Genomic DNA, 14,640 nt, shown 5'->3' on the forward strand with positions numbered 1-14,640 from the left:
TACAGGTTCTACCCTTATTGCTTCACAAGAGATTATTCCTTACTGCCAACAATTTCCGACTCTTCTTCTTTAGCTTCGGGCGCGATATTTAGTGTGTCAGCTTGCTGCTGTTCTTCGTCTTCTTCTAAATCCCGCATTTCTATTTCTTCTTCGTTGCTGGAAAGGATTTTGACGTCCATTCCCAAACTTTGAAGTTCTTTTATCAATACTTTAAATGATTCCGGAACACCCGGTTCAGGAACATTTTCACCTTTGACGATGGCTTCGTATGTTTTCACACGACCGACTACGTCATCGGATTTAACCGTTAAGATTTCCTGCAATGTATAAGCAGCACCATATGCCTCGAGTGCCCATACCTCCATCTCACCGAAACGCTGTCCGCCGAATTGGGCTTTACCGCCAAGCGGCTGCTGAGTTACGAGTGAGTAAGGTCCGGTTGAACGCGCATGAAGCTTATCGTCAACCATGTGAGCAAGTTTGATCATATACATGATTCCGACGGATACACGGTTATCGAATGGTTCACCAGTACGACCATCGTATAAGACGGTTTTGGCGTCGCGCGCCATGCCAGCCTCTTCGATCGTAGACCAAACATCTTCTTCACGCGCTCCATCGAATACAGGAGATGCAACATGGATGCCCAAGTGTCTCGCAGCCATACCGAGATGCAATTCAAGCACCTGTCCGATATTCATACGAGATGGTACACCCAATGGATTCAACATGATGTCGATCGGCGTTCCATCTGGTAGGAACGGCATATCTTCTTCAGGTAAAATCCTGGAGATAACACCCTTGTTTCCATGTCGTCCGGCCATTTTGTCCCCTTCAGAAATCTTACGCTTCTGAACGATGTAAACGCGGACCAATTGATTGACTCCTGGTGGAAGCTCGTCGCCATCTTCTCGGTTGAAGACTTTGACATCAAGGATAATACCCTCGCCACCATGAGGTACCCGCAAGGATGTGTCACGGACTTCACGGGCTTTTTCACCGAAGATGGCATGTAATAAACGTTCTTCTGCAGTCAGTTCGGTTACCCCTTTAGGAGTGACTTTACCGACAAGCAAATCGCCGTCTTTCACTTCTGCACCAACACGGATGATGCCGCGCTCATCTAGATTGCGAAGAGCGTCTTCCCCGACATTCGGGATATCGCGTGTGATTTCTTCAGGTCCAAGCTTAGTGTCGCGTGATTCTGATTCGTATTCTTCAATATGGATGGATGTATAAACATCATCCTTTACAAGACGTTCACTCATGATGATCGCATCTTCATAGTTGTAGCCGTCCCAAGTCATGAACCCGACCATTACATTTCGGCCCAGTGCCAATTCACCTTTTTCCATTGAAGGTCCATCGGCAAGGATCTCACCTTTTGTCACTCTATTTCCTACAGCGACAATCGGACGTTGGTTGTAGCATGTTCCTTGGTTGGAGCGGATAAACTTCTGCATACGATACTTATCCAAATCGCCTTGTACTTCCTGGCCATCGACTTCTTTGATTCGGCGAACCCATACTTGACGGGATTCTACGTGCTCGACAATTCCTTCGTGCTTACAGATTACGGCAGCACCGGAGTCTTTTGCAGATACATATTCCATACCTGTTCCGACGATCGGGGATTCCGGCTGCATGAGCGGAACCGCCTGCCTCTGCATGTTCGCTCCCATTAGGGCACGGTTGGAGTCATCATTCTCCAAGAACGGGATACATGCTGTCGCAGCCGAAACGACCTGTTTCGGAGATACATCCATATAATCGATGCGCTCTCTCTTGACAACTGTATTTTCGCCTCGGAAACGTGCTACAACTTCTTCATCCAGGAATTCGCCATTTTCCCCAAGTCTCGCATTTGCTTGGGCTACAACGTAGTTATCTTCTTCGTCAGCAGTCAAGTAATCGAAGTGGCTCGTTACCATTCCTGTTTCAGGATCTACGCGGCGGTAAGGTGTTTCAATGAATCCGAAACGGTTTACCTTAGCAAAGGAAGATAAAGAGTTGATCAATCCGATGTTCGGACCCTCTGGCGTTTCAATTGGACACATACGGCCATAGTGGGAATAATGGACGTCACGAACTTCGAAACCAGCACGTTCACGCGTCAAACCACCAGGTCCAAGAGCAGATAAACGACGTTTATGAGTCAACTCTGCAAGCGGATTTGTTTGATCCATGAACTGTGAAAGCTGGGAGCTTCCAAAGAACTCTTTTATAGAAGCGATCACCGGTCTGATATTAATCAGCTGCTGCGGTGTAATCGTATTTGTATCTTGAATGGACATTCTTTCACGAACGACGCGCTCCATACGGGATAACCCGATGCGGAACTGGTTCTGAAGCAATTCACCTACAGAACGTAAACGTCTGTTGCCCAAGTGGTCGATATCATCTGTATTTCCCACTTCATGGAGAAGGTTGAAGAAATAGCTGATGGAAGAGATGATATCAGCCGGTGTGATATTTTTGATTGCATCTTCAACAAATGCATTCGCGATCACATTGATTTCTTTTTCGCCTTCTTCATTCGGAGCGTAAATCTTAATGGATTGCAGGACAATATCCTCTTCCACTACTCCCCCGCTTTGATTGATCGTCTTGAATCCTACTCCACTTTCTAGTTTCGGAAGAATCTTATCCAGCGTGCGGCGGTCTAGAAGAGTTCCTTTTTCTGCAATGATTTCGCCTGTTTCGGCATCAGCAAGCGTTTCTGCCAATCTCTGATTGAATAAGCGATTTTTAATGTGAAGCTTTTTGTTGATTTTATATCTACCAACGTTGGCTAGATCGTAGCGTTTAGGATCGAAAAAGCGGGATACTAGCAAACTTTTTGCGTTTTCCACTGTTGGAGGTTCACCAGGGCGCAAGCGCTCATAAATTTCCAATAGTGCTTTTTCAGTGCTTTCAGTATTGTCTTTCTCAAGTGTGTTGCGAATGTATTCATTATCACCTATTAAATCGATGATCTCCTGGTCTGAACCAAACCCGAGCGCACGCAGAAGAACCGAAACCGGCAATTTACGTGTGCGGTCGATGCGTACATATACTACATCTTTCGCGTCTGTTTCATATTCAAGCCATGCACCGCGATTCGGGATAACAGTAGCGGTAAAACCTTTTTTACCGTTCTTATCCATTTTTTCGCTGTAATACACACTCGGTGAACGAACAAGCTGTGAAACGATGACACGCTCTGCACCATTAATGACAAAAGTACCTGTTTCCGTCATCAATGGGAAATCGCCCATGAATACATCCTGATCTTTTACTTCACCTGTTTCCTTGTTTACCAAACGTACCTTCACTCGAAGAGGCGCGGAGAATGTAACATCTCTTTCCTTTGATTCGTCGACCGGATACTTTGGTTCCCCGAGACTATAATCGATGAATTCCAAAGAGAGATTCCCTGTGAAATCTTCGATAGGAGAAATATCTTGGAACATTTCTCTCAGTCCCTCATCAAGAAACCATTGATAGGAAGATGTTTGGATTTCAATAAGGTTTGGTAGTTCCAAAACCTCACTGATACGCGCAAAACTTCTGCGTTGGCGGTGTCGTCCATACTGAACAAGTTGACCTGTCAACTGATTCACCCCTCAAATCAAGCGTTTTGATTGCGTCTATAATGCCTATTGACACGGTATTTCCCATCTCAACAGACAAAAAGAAAAAGGGTTTTTTATTAAAAACCGCATTTTCACATGACGAACTATTATTTTATAATACTTTCCAATACACCCAAAATTTATACAAATTAAGTATAAAATTGATATATTTCAGGAAAATAATATATTGGCATTTTATAATGTTAACATAGCACCTATAGGCAGTCAATGTTTTTTTGCTTTAATAATAAAGTAGCCCTTGTCTTTAGCTACCACCTGCACCTCTGCAAATAATCCTTCTAATTTCGCCTTCGCGCTTGGCGCTCCCTGCTTTTTCTGAATCACAACCCAGAGCTCTCCATTGACTGCTAAATGCTGATGACTTTGTATGAAAATATCATGAACAACTTTCTTTCCGGCCCTTATCGGAGGATTGGTAACTATGGCAGCAAACTCTTTTTCTTGCACACCCAAAAGACGATCGCTTTCATAGATTTGAACATTTCCTATCCCGTTCGCTTTTGCGTTTTCATCCGCAAGCGCCAACGCCCGCTGATTCACATCCACCATATGGACAACGCGATCTTCATTGGTTTTGGCAATGCTGAGCCCAATCGGTCCATAGCCGCATCCTACATCGAGAACCGGACCGGCTGTTTCCGGAATTTCAAAAGCCTCTATTAAAACTCTTGAACCATAATCCACTTCATTCTTGGAGAAGACCCCAAGGTCACTCTTAAAACGGAACTGATGATCCTTTAATGTGAAGTCCCAATATTTCGGATCACTTTTCACATCGGGAGTTCGGGAATAATAGTGACTTGACATCCAAATCACCTCCTACCGGAGAATACTTGCAGACAAAAAATCGAGGACATAAGAAGTGAAAAAAAGCCCGCTTAGCAAGCGAGCTTTTTGTTCAAAAGAAGATTACTTAACTTCGACGTTAGCTCCAACTTCTTCAAGCTTAGCTTTAAGTTCTTCTGCTTCTTCTTTAGAAATGCCTTCTTTAAGTGGTTTAGGAGTGTTATCAACAACTTCTTTCGCTTCTTTAAGGCCAAGACCTGTGATTTCACGAACAACTTTGATAACTTTGATTTTTTGTGCTCCAGCACTTTCCAAAATTACATCGAATTCAGTTTTTTCAGCAGCAGCTTCTCCACCAGCAGCGCCGCCCATCATAGCTACAGGAGCTGCAGCAGTTACACCAAATTCTTCTTCAATTGCTTTTACAAGATCGTTAAGATCAAGAACTGTCATTTCTTTAATCGCTTCAATGATTTGTTCTTTAGTCATGATTTATTTCCTCCTTGGAATTTTATAATAATATTTTTTCGTCCTTTAACAGACAAACGCTGTATTAAGCGCCTTGTTCTTCTTTTTGTTCTGCCACTGCTTTAGTAGCAAGAGCAAAGTTGCGCATTGGTGCTTGAAGTACGCTAAGCAACATAGAAAGCAAGCCTTCGCGAGATGGTAGTTCTGCAAGAGCTTTGATTTCCTCAGCAGTTGCGATGTTTCCTTCGATGACACCGGCTTTGATTTCTAGTGCTTCATGCTTTTTAGCAAAGTCGTTAAGAACTTTTGCTGGTGCAACAACATCTTCTGTACTGAACGCGATAGCGTTAGGACCAGTAAGAGCATCATTCAAACCAGATAGTTCTGCTGCTTCAGCCGCACGGCGAGTCATTGTGTTTTTGTACACTTTGAAGTCGATGCCAGCTTCACGAAGTTGCTTACGAAGCTCAGTCACCTCTGCAACATTCAATCCACGATAGTCTACGATTACAGTAGAAACGCTTGAATTAAATTTCTCAGAGATCTCTTCAACGATTTGTTTCTTTTGTTCTAAAACGCTGCTCATCCTTACACCTCCTGTAGATTTGTCAAGTTTCAGCCGCCATGGGCAGCCTCTACCTCTACTTGCTAGATGAACATTCATACCGACAATAATAAAGCCTCCATATCCGTAGAAGACATGGAGGCGCAATATTGTATAGTCATTGGTGACGATACATTTCGTATATCGCAATTACCTCGGCAGGAAATTAAGCTTATGATAAGCACCTACTGTCTACGGTATAAATGTTATTCTATTTTTACAACAAATCATATATTACTTTAAATGATTTGTAATGTCAACTCTTTTTTATTTTACAGCAAATGAAGAAGAATCAACTTTTAAACCAGGGCCCATTGTAGTCGTTACAGTGATGTTTTTCATGTAAGTACCTTTAGCCGCTGATGGTTTCGCTTTAAGCATTGTATCGAAAATAGTCGTAAAGTTTTCAACCAATTTGTTGTCTTCGAAAGAAACTTTACCGATCGGCACATGGATGTTGCCGGATTTGTCTACACGATACTCAACTTTACCAGCTTTGATTTCATTTACTGCTTTTTCAACATCGAAAGTTACCGTTCCAGTTTTAGGGTTTGGCATTAAACCTTTTGGTCCTAATACACGGCCAAGTTTACCAACTTCACCCATCATGTCTGGAGTCGCAACGATTACATCAAATTCAAACCAGCCTTGGTTGATTTTGTTGATGTATTCTGCATCTCCTACGTAGTCAGCTCCAGCAGCTTCCGCTTCTTTCGCTTTTTCACCTTTCGCAAATACCAATACACGTTGTGTTTTACCAGTTCCGTTCGGAAGAACGACTGCACCGCGGATTTGTTGATCTGCTTTCTTAGGATCTACACCTAGACGGAATGCAACTTCAACAGTAGAATCAAACTTCGTGAAGTTTGTTTTCTTTACTAGTTCAATTGCTTCTTCAACTGAGTAAGCTTTTGAACGGTCTACTAATTTTACAGCTTCAAGATATTTTTTACCTTTTTTCGCCATTTTAAACTTCCTCCTTGATTGTGGTTTTAGCGGAATAACCTCCCACGAATAAAGGTTGCGAGCGAACAAATCTTCAGCATCGCAACCTCGTTCACCTGAAACAAAATTTCAAATCACACAGATTAGTCTTCGATTAAGATACCCATGCTGCGTGCAGTACCTTCTACCATGCGCATAGCCGCTTCAACGTCAGCTGCGTTCAGGTCAGGCATTTTTGTTTCAGCAATCTCACGTACTTTGTCACGTTTGACTGTTGCTACTTTGTTACGGTTTGGTTCACCAGAACCAGACTCGATTCCAGCTGCTTTCTTCAAGAGAACAGCAGCAGGCGGAGTCTTCGTAATAAATGTAAATGAACGGTCTTCAAATACCGTGATTTCAACTGGAATGATTAAGCCAGCTTGATCTGCTGTACGAGCGTTAAATTCCTTACAGAATCCCATGATGTTAACACCAGCTTGACCCAATGCAGGTCCTACAGGCGGTGCCGGATTTGCTTTTCCAGCAGGAATTTGCAATTTAACAACTTTAATTACTTTTTTAGCCACGAGACACACCTCCTTAAGTCCGTGATGTGGTAATAGGGCTCTGGCCCTCCCACTCATATAGATGTCTTTATAAGAATAAAGTACTTAGAATATGTTCAGTCTCTCGGATTGAGACATACTGACCTATGAAATATTATCATTTATCCAGAAATATTTCAAGTTGTTTTCCATTATATTTTATCAACTTGTTCAAAATCAAGCTCGACCGGAGTTTCACGACCGAACATATTTACCATTACTTTCACTTTGCCTTTATCGCGATCGATCTCTTCAACAGATCCTGTGAAGTTGGCAAACGGCCCTTCTTTGACGGATACGGTCTCACCAAGTGAGAATGAGATGTCCACGCGTTTTTCTTCCATGCCCATGTGCTTCAGGATCGTCGTCACTTCTTCAGGAAGAAGCGGCGTCGGCTTTGATCCAGATCCGGTCGAACCAACAAACCCTGTCACTCCCGGCGTATTCCTTACCACATACCATGAGTCATCGGTCATGATGATTTCAACCAGGACGTAGCCAGGAAATACTTTCCTTTTGACCACTTTCTTTTTACCATTCTTAATATCTGTTTCTTCCTCTTCAGGAACAATGACGCGGAAAATCTTATCCTGCATTCCCATCGATTCCACACGTTTTTCAAGGTTGGCTTTGACTTTATTTTCATAGCCTGAATACGTATGAACGACATACCAATTCTTTTCCATTCATTAGGACTTTTCGTCCTTCCCTCCCCGACTCTATTGTCAACGGCGACTGCGCTGCTTTTTTTAAACCAAATGAAAAAACCCGTTATACGGGCTTTTGAAAGAAAATACTTTATTATCCCCATTATACCATGTCAGGGGGAAGGTTATTCAAGTAAACCTTCAAAATTTCTTTGATACTATATTACTATTCTAAGACGAGACGTACAAGTTTTGAAATTCCTAGATCTACGACTGCAAAGAAAAGGGTCAGCAAAATGACAGTCGTCAAAACTGTGATGGTATAGCCTGTAAGTTCTTTCCTCTTAGGCCAGCTTACCTTTCTCATCTCAGAAGATACATTTCGGAAGAATTGCGCTATGCTTGACATTTGTGTAACCTCCAACTAGTTAAATCAGCGATTTATACCAAAGGGACCTATCTTGTTTCTTTATGAATAGTGTGATCGTTACAGGCTTTACAAAACTTTTTCAATTCCAGCCTCTCCGCGCCCGAAGGTTTATGATTGGTAGAATAGTTGCGAGAGCCACAAATTGAACACGCTAAAATTATCTTTTTACTCATTGTTATATCACCTGTTTTACTTCATAACGTCCTTAAAAAAATAACACGCTAAAGAGGGTGTGTCAATAAAAGGTCCATTTTTTTACAAACTGAATTCCCTTACTTCCAAATACCGTTCCAATTTTCTTTTCACCCTCTGAAGGGCATTATCAATCGATTTCACATGACGATTGAGCTCTTCGGAAATTTCCTGATAAGATTGTCCATCAAGATAAAGCGCTAACACTTTCCTTTCCAGATCACTCAACAATTCAGTCATCTTGCCCTCAATGTTATCAAATTCTTCACGGTTGATAATCAATTCTTCAGGGTTCATGATTTTCGCACCCGATATTACATCCATAAGCGTCCTGTCAGATTCTTCGTCATAGATAGGCTTGTCCAGAGAAACGTATGAATTCAATGGAATATGCTTTTGTCTCGTGGCTGTTTTGATGGCAGTGATGATCTGCCTTGTTATGCACAGCTCCGCAAATGCTTTGAATGACGTAAGCTTGTCTTCTTTATAATCGCGAATGGCTTTATAAAGTCCAATCATACCTTCTTGAACAATATCCTCTTTGTCTGCACCTATTAAGAAATAGGACCTAGCCTTTGCTCTCACAAAATTCCGATATTTTTGAATAAGAAAGTCCAAGGCTTCGCTATCACCTTGGTGGACCAGGTCTACTAGATGCTCATCCTCCAGCTGTTCGAACTCTTCATACATTCCTATTCCTTTGTTTAAGCTCACACAAGTCCCCCCTTGAACCGCGCAAAACAATAGATAGAAATATTATACAGCAACCTCCAAAAAAGCGTCAACCGCTCAACCGTCTCCTCTTCGCCATTTTTCAAAAATTTCTGCCACTTCCCGGCTGAGGGAAATCTTGGAGGAAGGGCGTACGCCATGGTTTTTCTGCAGTTTTTTTTCGATTTTTCGATCGATCTCATTTATTTCATTCAATAATTCCCTGGCTGACTTCCTTAATGCGCCCTGTCCAAAAATTGCCCACTGCTCCGTAAAATCGGAGGTAGCTACATGAATTTGTGTTTTTATATTATTTAACTCTATGGCCATCTTTTCGATCCGCTCATCTGCCGTTTCATTTTCCCTGGTGAAAATGACATCGATCCGATAGTTTTTGTACTTCCTTTCGATCCCCTTGACGTAATAAGCATCAAAGACCACAATCACCCGATACCCTGTGTAGCCCTGATATTCCGCTAAGCGCTCCACAAGACGGTCCCTGGCGGCAGCTAAATCTCTATTCTTTAATTCCCTCAGCTCCGGCCAGGCCCCAATGATGTTATAGCCATCCACAAGGAGAATATCCATTTTCATTCTCCCAGCGGATGACGTTTTCGATAAACCTCATACATGAGTAGACTGGCTGCTACGGAAGCATTTAAAGAAGTCACTTTCCCGACCATCGGAAGATGAATCAAAAAGTCGCACTTTTCCCTGATCAAACGCCCCATTCCTTTTCCTTCACTGCCAATCACTAATGCGAGCGGAATCGAGCCATCCATTTTTCGATAGTCCTCGCTGCCTTTTGCATCTGTTCCGAACACCCATATCCCACGGTCTTTCATTTCATCGATCGTCCTCGCCAAGTTGGTGACCCTGGCTACCGGGATATATTCAATGGCGCCGGTCGATGCTTTGGCTACCGCTCCGGTCAAACCAACCGCCCGACGCTTTGGAATGACGATGCCGTGGGCACCGATTGCATCGGCCGTCCTCATGATGGATCCTAGATTGTGGGGATCTTCCAATTCATCAAGGATGATAAAAAATGGAGGCTCCCCTTTGCTTTCGGCATTCTTAAATAGATCGTCGATATCAGCGTAGTCGTATGCTGCCACTTGGGCAACCACTCCCTGGTGATTTCCTTCCACCATTTGATCGATTTTCTTTTTGGGTACAAACTGTACGAAAACCCTCGTCTCTTTGGCAAGACTGATGATTTGCTGCATCTGACCCTTTTGCGAACCTTCCGCGATCCAAATTTTATTGATATCACGGTCGGATTTTAAAGCTTCAATGACGGGATTCTTCCCGGAAATATACTCCTGGCTCATTGCTTGTCCTCCTCACATATTCCTTTGCAGTGCCCATAGGATGATTTCCTCCATCCTTTCCTTGCTTCCCGACAAATGCAAATAGCCAATCAGACTTTCGAAAGCAGTGCTGTAGCGGTACGTTTGAACATCCGTATTCTTCGGCACCGTTCCCGATTTTGCATTTCTTCCGCGCCTGATGACACTTTGTTCCTCATCCGAAAAAAACGATCTATCGAAAAGTTCATGCAATATTTGCGCCTGGGCTTTTGCTGATACATATTTCGTCGCTTCGCGATGAAGCTGGTTCGGCTTCACCTTTCCTTGCTCGAGGAGGTGGCGCCGTACGTACACTTCATATACGGCATCACCCATGTAAGCAAGCGCCAAGCTATTCAATTGCTTCGGATCCACGCTGTTATTTCCCATTTCAAACATCGGGATCATCCCCTTTTCCATCTCGTTCCCTGCGGTGTATCTTCAAGGATGATATTCATATCTTTCAATTGGTCTCGAATATCGTCTGCCAATTGAAAATCCCTATCCTTGCGGGCCTGGATTCGTTTTTGAATCAACTCTTCAATTTCTTCATCCAGCAGTTCGTCAGCTTCCATCCCAAATCCTAAAACAGCTGCAAGCTGATCAAATGTTTCTGTAAATGCATCAATCACTTTTTCTGATGTGTTTTTCTCCATCAAGTAGTAGTTCGCTTGCTTGGAAAGATCGAACAGAACAGATATTCCATTGGCTGTGTTGAAATCATCATCCATTTCTTTGATGAAACGCAGCTTGAAGTCTTCAATTTTGGACAGCCATTCTTCTTGATGGTCCACCAAGTTAGCACTCGACTCTTTGCGGTGCTTTAGATTTTGATAAGAAGTCCTCAACCTTTCCAATGCTGTTTTGGCATTTTCCAACAACTCTTCGCTATAGTTGATTGGATGTCTATAGTGAACGGACAGCATGAAGAACCTCAGCACCTGCGGATCATGATGTTTGATGATATCATGGACCAGCACAAAATTCCCGAGCGACTTGGACATTTTTTCATTATCAATATTGATATAGCCATTGTGCATCCAATACCTTGCAAATGGTTTACCTGTCAAAGCTTCTGACTGTGCAATCTCATTTTCATGATGCGGGAAAGTCAAATCCTGTCCGCCTGCATGAATATCAATCGTGTCACCCAAGTATTTCCTTGCCATGGCAGAGCACTCGATATGCCATCCCGGCCTTCCTTTGCCCCAAGGACTATCCCAGGAAATTTCTCCTTCTTTCGCCGCTTTCCATAGGACAAAGTCGAGCGCATCTTCTTTCTTCTCACCGACTTCGATCCTTGATCCCACTTTCAAATCATCGATGGATTGGTGCGATAATTTTCCATATCCTTCGAATTTTCTAGTTCGATAATAAACATCTCCCTCTGATTCGTAAGCCATTCCTTTTTCGATCAAAACTTTAATGAAATCAATGATGAGCTCGATATTTTCCGTCACCCTAGGGTGGACATCAGCTTTTGTGCAGCCCAGTGCAGACACATCTTCAAAATAAGCATCGATGAACCGCTCGGCAATGGCTGGTACATCCTCGCCCAATTCATTCGCTGCTTTGATTAATTTATCATCGACGTCAGTGAAATTCGAAACGAACTCTACATTGTATCCCCTGAATTCCAAGTATTTTCGAACAGTATCATACACGATGGCAGGACGCGCATTCCCAATGTGGATATAGTTGTAAACCGTCGGTCCGCAGACGTACATCTTCACTTTTCCTTCTTCCATCGGGATAAATGGTTCTTTTTTTCGAGACAATGTATTATAAATTTGAATGGACATTTTGATTCTGTTCTCCTTTCTTTCTTAAAGCATTCAGTTCTTTCTTTAATCTCTCTATTTCCTCTTCCATCATGTGGCAGCGATCGGATACCGGATCAGGCAAATCGCTGTGATTTAGATCTTTAAGGATCTTCACTCCGTCCTGTATCACGACTCTTCCAGGAATCCCGACCACCGTCGAATTATCCGGGACATCCTTTAAAACGACCGAACCTGCACCTATCTTGGAATATTCTCCGATCGTGATCGATCCCAATACTTTCGCACCTGTGGCAATCAGGGCATTATCTTTAATTGTCGGATGCCGCTTGCCTTTTTCCTTTCCAGTACCGCCAAGCGTCACACCTTGGTATACAGTAACATTATCCCCAATTTCGCACGTTTCTCCTATCACCACTCCCATGCCGTGATCAATAAAAAAACGCCGTCCAATCCTGGCTCCAGGATGAATTTCAATCCCTGTGAAGAATCGGCTGATTTGAGAAATGACCCTTGCGATAAAAAAGAATTTCCGTTTATAAAATCCATGAGCGATACGATGAGACCAAATGGCGTGCAAGCCAGCATAGGTTAAAATGACTTCCCAGTAGCTTCTTGCTGCAGGGTCCTGTTCAAATACAGCCTCGATATCTTCTTTAAAAAGACGAAACATGATTTTCACCTCTTTTTATTCTTAGTCAAACATACAAAAAAGCGCCTCTGTAAAAGACAGAGACGCTTGACACGCGGTTCCACTCTGTTTGAATACAGCACCCGAAGGCCGAAAAAAGCTGTATTCCAACTTATCCTGGTAACGGCAGGCTCCCGCTTGCATCTACTCAACATGAGCTTTCGACACAAGGTTCTGAGGTGCATTTCAAAAAATGAGAGGCTTAAACCACTTTCAGCCGGTGATGGTTCTCTCTAGAAAGCATCAATTTTTTACTTCTCCTCATCATCACTTTCGCAATATATAATCTTACTATATTACACAATGTGAAAAATGTTAACTAATAATGCTCAACAAACGATTTTTAACTTTATCTTTACCTAAAAGTTCAATCGTATTCGGCAATTCCGGTCCATGTGTCTGGCCAGTGACTGCCACACGGATCGGCATGAACAGCTTCTTTCCTTTTTGGCCGGTTGATTTTTGCACCGCTTTGATCGCTGATTTAATTTCAGCTGCTTCGAATGGCTCCAACTTTTCAACTTCCTCAAGAAAAGCGGAAAGCACTTGTGGAACCTGTTCTTCTTCAATGACCTCTTTTGCTTCCGCTTCATAGTCAAGTTCATCTTTAAAGAACATTTCTGATAATTCAACGATCTCTGCACCAAAGCTCATTTGCTCCTGATACAAAGCCACGACGTTTCGTACCCACTCCAAATCCGCTTCCGACATATCAGCACTGATGCGGCCCGCTTTGATTAAATGCGGCATCGCCAGTTCAACCACTTTGTCCAGGTCCAGGTTTTTCATGTACTGATTATTCACCCATGTGAGCTTTTGTTTATCAAATAATGCAGGCGATTTGGATAAACGGCTGGCTTCGAATATATCGATCAGCTCTTCTTTCGTAAATAGTTCATCTTCGCCTTTCGGTGACCAGCCCAACAATGCGATAAAGTTAAACAGCGCTTCAGGCAAGTAGCCGAGATCGGCATATTGTTCAATGAATTGGATGATGCTTTCATCCCTTTTGCTTAATTTTTTTCTGTTTTCATTGACGATTAGCGTCATATGGCCATAAATCGGCGGCTCCCAGCCAAGGGCTTCGAAGATCATCAATTGTTTTGGCGTATTGGAAATGTGGTCATCACCGCGCAATACATGCGATATTTTCATTAAGTAGTCGTCAACCGCCACTGCAAAATTATAAGTTGGAATCCCGTCTTTTTTGACAATGACAAAATCGCCGATTCCATCTGATTCGAATGATACATCTTGCTTGACCATATCATTGAATGCATACACTTTTCCGGCAGGGACTTTAAATCGTACACTCGGCTTGCGTCCTTCAGCAGCCAGTTTCCCTCCCTCTTCTTCAGACAAATGGCGGCATTTACCAGAATAGCGCGGCATTTCACCGCGTGCTTGTTGTGCTTCGCGTTCTGCCTCAAGTTCCTCTTCCGTGCAGTAGCACTTATAGGCAAGGCCTTTTTCCAACAGCTCATTGTAATATTCTTGATAGATATGATTACGCTCCGATTGGCGGTAAGGTCCGTATTCACCAGGGATATCAATGCTTTCATCCCAATCGATTCCAAGCCATTTTAGATATTTCAGCTGGCTTTCTTCCCCGCCCTCGATATTTCGTTTTTGGTCCGTATCTTCGATGCGGATGATGAATTTTCCATCATTATGACGAGCAAATAAATAATTGAAGAGTGCAGTACGCGCATTCCCAATATGTAGATGTCCTGTTGGGCTCGGTGCGTAGCGCACACGGATTTCGTTTGACATAGATATGCCTCCTCATGTTCATTAAAGGTCCTTGAATT

The 14,640-nt window shown here is 42.9% G+C and carries 16 protein-coding genes and 2 other annotated features; all 16 genes read right to left on the reverse strand.

The window, feature by feature from the left end; all coding sequences use genetic code 11:
• Positions 1-32 precede the first annotated feature (32 nt).
• Positions 33-3,593 carry a DNA-directed RNA polymerase subunit beta gene (gene rpoB / locus D9X91_RS20150; protein WP_121682455.1) on the reverse strand — a complete coding sequence of 1,187 codons (3,561 nt, stop codon included), beginning with the start codon at positions 3,591-3,593 and terminating at the stop codon, positions 33-35.
• Positions 3,594-3,839: 246 nt separating this feature from the next.
• Positions 3,840-4,442 (reverse strand): class I SAM-dependent methyltransferase, encoded by a 603-nt coding sequence (locus D9X91_RS20155; protein WP_121682456.1) that lies wholly within the window; start codon positions 4,440-4,442, stop codon positions 3,840-3,842.
• Between the two features lie 102 nt (positions 4,443-4,544).
• Positions 4,545-4,910 (reverse strand): 50S ribosomal protein L7/L12, encoded by a 366-nt coding sequence (gene rplL, locus D9X91_RS20160; RefSeq protein ID WP_121682457.1) that lies wholly within the window; start codon positions 4,908-4,910, stop codon positions 4,545-4,547.
• Between the two features lie 64 nt (positions 4,911-4,974).
• Positions 4,975-5,475, reverse strand: coding sequence for a 50S ribosomal protein L10 (gene rplJ / locus D9X91_RS20165; RefSeq protein ID WP_121682458.1), 501 nt, complete (start codon positions 5,473-5,475; stop codon positions 4,975-4,977).
• A gap of 79 nt (positions 5,476-5,554) precedes the next feature.
• Positions 5,555-5,709: a sequence feature (ribosomal protein L10 leader region), on the reverse strand.
• Between the two features lie 51 nt (positions 5,710-5,760).
• Positions 5,761-6,459 (reverse strand): 50S ribosomal protein L1, encoded by a 699-nt coding sequence (rplA, locus tag D9X91_RS20170; protein ID WP_121682459.1) that lies wholly within the window; start codon positions 6,457-6,459, stop codon positions 5,761-5,763.
• A 122-nt stretch (positions 6,460-6,581) separates the two neighbouring features.
• The gene (gene rplK, locus D9X91_RS20175) at positions 6,582-7,007 is read right to left on the reverse strand and encodes a 50S ribosomal protein L11 (protein ID WP_148709099.1); all 426 of its coding nucleotides are present in this window, start codon (positions 7,005-7,007) and stop codon (positions 6,582-6,584) included.
• A 170-nt stretch (positions 7,008-7,177) separates the two neighbouring features.
• On the reverse strand, positions 7,178-7,711 hold the full coding sequence (nusG, locus tag D9X91_RS20180; RefSeq protein ID WP_121682461.1) for a transcription termination/antitermination protein NusG: 534 nt from the start codon (positions 7,709-7,711) through the stop codon (positions 7,178-7,180).
• Between the two features lie 187 nt (positions 7,712-7,898).
• Entirely contained in the window at positions 7,899-8,081 is a 183-nt protein-coding gene (secE, locus tag D9X91_RS20185; RefSeq protein WP_121682462.1) for a preprotein translocase subunit SecE, read from the reverse strand.
• 47 nt (positions 8,082-8,128) lie between these two features.
• Positions 8,129-8,275, reverse strand: a complete 147-nt coding sequence (rpmG, locus tag D9X91_RS20190; RefSeq protein WP_121682463.1) for a 50S ribosomal protein L33 — start codon at positions 8,273-8,275, stop codon at positions 8,129-8,131.
• Positions 8,276-8,357: 82 nt separating this feature from the next.
• Positions 8,358-8,984: an RNA polymerase sporulation sigma factor SigH gene (gene sigH / locus D9X91_RS20195; RefSeq protein ID WP_199738148.1), complete on the reverse strand. Its 627-nt coding sequence runs from the start codon at positions 8,982-8,984 to the stop codon at positions 8,358-8,360.
• 99 nt (positions 8,985-9,083) lie between these two features.
• Positions 9,084-9,593 carry an NYN domain-containing protein gene (locus tag D9X91_RS20200; protein ID WP_121682465.1) on the reverse strand — a complete coding sequence of 170 codons (510 nt, stop codon included), beginning with the start codon at positions 9,591-9,593 and terminating at the stop codon, positions 9,084-9,086.
• A 2-nt stretch (positions 9,594-9,595) separates the two neighbouring features.
• On the reverse strand, positions 9,596-10,339 hold the full coding sequence (rlmB, locus tag D9X91_RS20205; RefSeq protein WP_121682466.1) for a 23S rRNA (guanosine(2251)-2'-O)-methyltransferase RlmB: 744 nt from the start codon (positions 10,337-10,339) through the stop codon (positions 9,596-9,598).
• Between the two features lie 12 nt (positions 10,340-10,351).
• The gene (locus tag D9X91_RS20210) at positions 10,352-10,747 is read right to left on the reverse strand and encodes a Mini-ribonuclease 3 (protein ID WP_121682484.1); all 396 of its coding nucleotides are present in this window, start codon (positions 10,745-10,747) and stop codon (positions 10,352-10,354) included.
• A 14-nt stretch (positions 10,748-10,761) separates the two neighbouring features.
• Positions 10,762-12,159: a cysteine--tRNA ligase gene (gene cysS / locus D9X91_RS20215; protein ID WP_121682467.1), complete on the reverse strand. Its 1,398-nt coding sequence runs from the start codon at positions 12,157-12,159 to the stop codon at positions 10,762-10,764.
• Positions 12,140-12,811 carry a serine O-acetyltransferase gene (gene cysE, locus D9X91_RS20220; RefSeq protein WP_121682468.1) on the reverse strand — a complete coding sequence of 224 codons (672 nt, stop codon included), beginning with the start codon at positions 12,809-12,811 and terminating at the stop codon, positions 12,140-12,142. The genes cysS and cysE overlap by 20 nt, the downstream gene beginning before the upstream one ends.
• A gap of 55 nt (positions 12,812-12,866) precedes the next feature.
• Positions 12,867-13,106 (reverse strand) — a binding site (T-box leader).
• Positions 13,107-13,144: 38 nt separating this feature from the next.
• On the reverse strand, positions 13,145-14,602 hold the full coding sequence (gene gltX, locus D9X91_RS20225) for a glutamate--tRNA ligase (RefSeq protein ID WP_121682469.1): 1,458 nt from the start codon (positions 14,600-14,602) through the stop codon (positions 13,145-13,147).
• Positions 14,603-14,640: the final 38 nt, after the last annotated feature.

The sequence above is a fragment of the Falsibacillus albus genome, from assembly GCF_003668575.1.
Lineage (GTDB): Bacteria > Bacillota > Bacilli > Bacillales > DSM-25281 > Falsibacillus > Falsibacillus albus.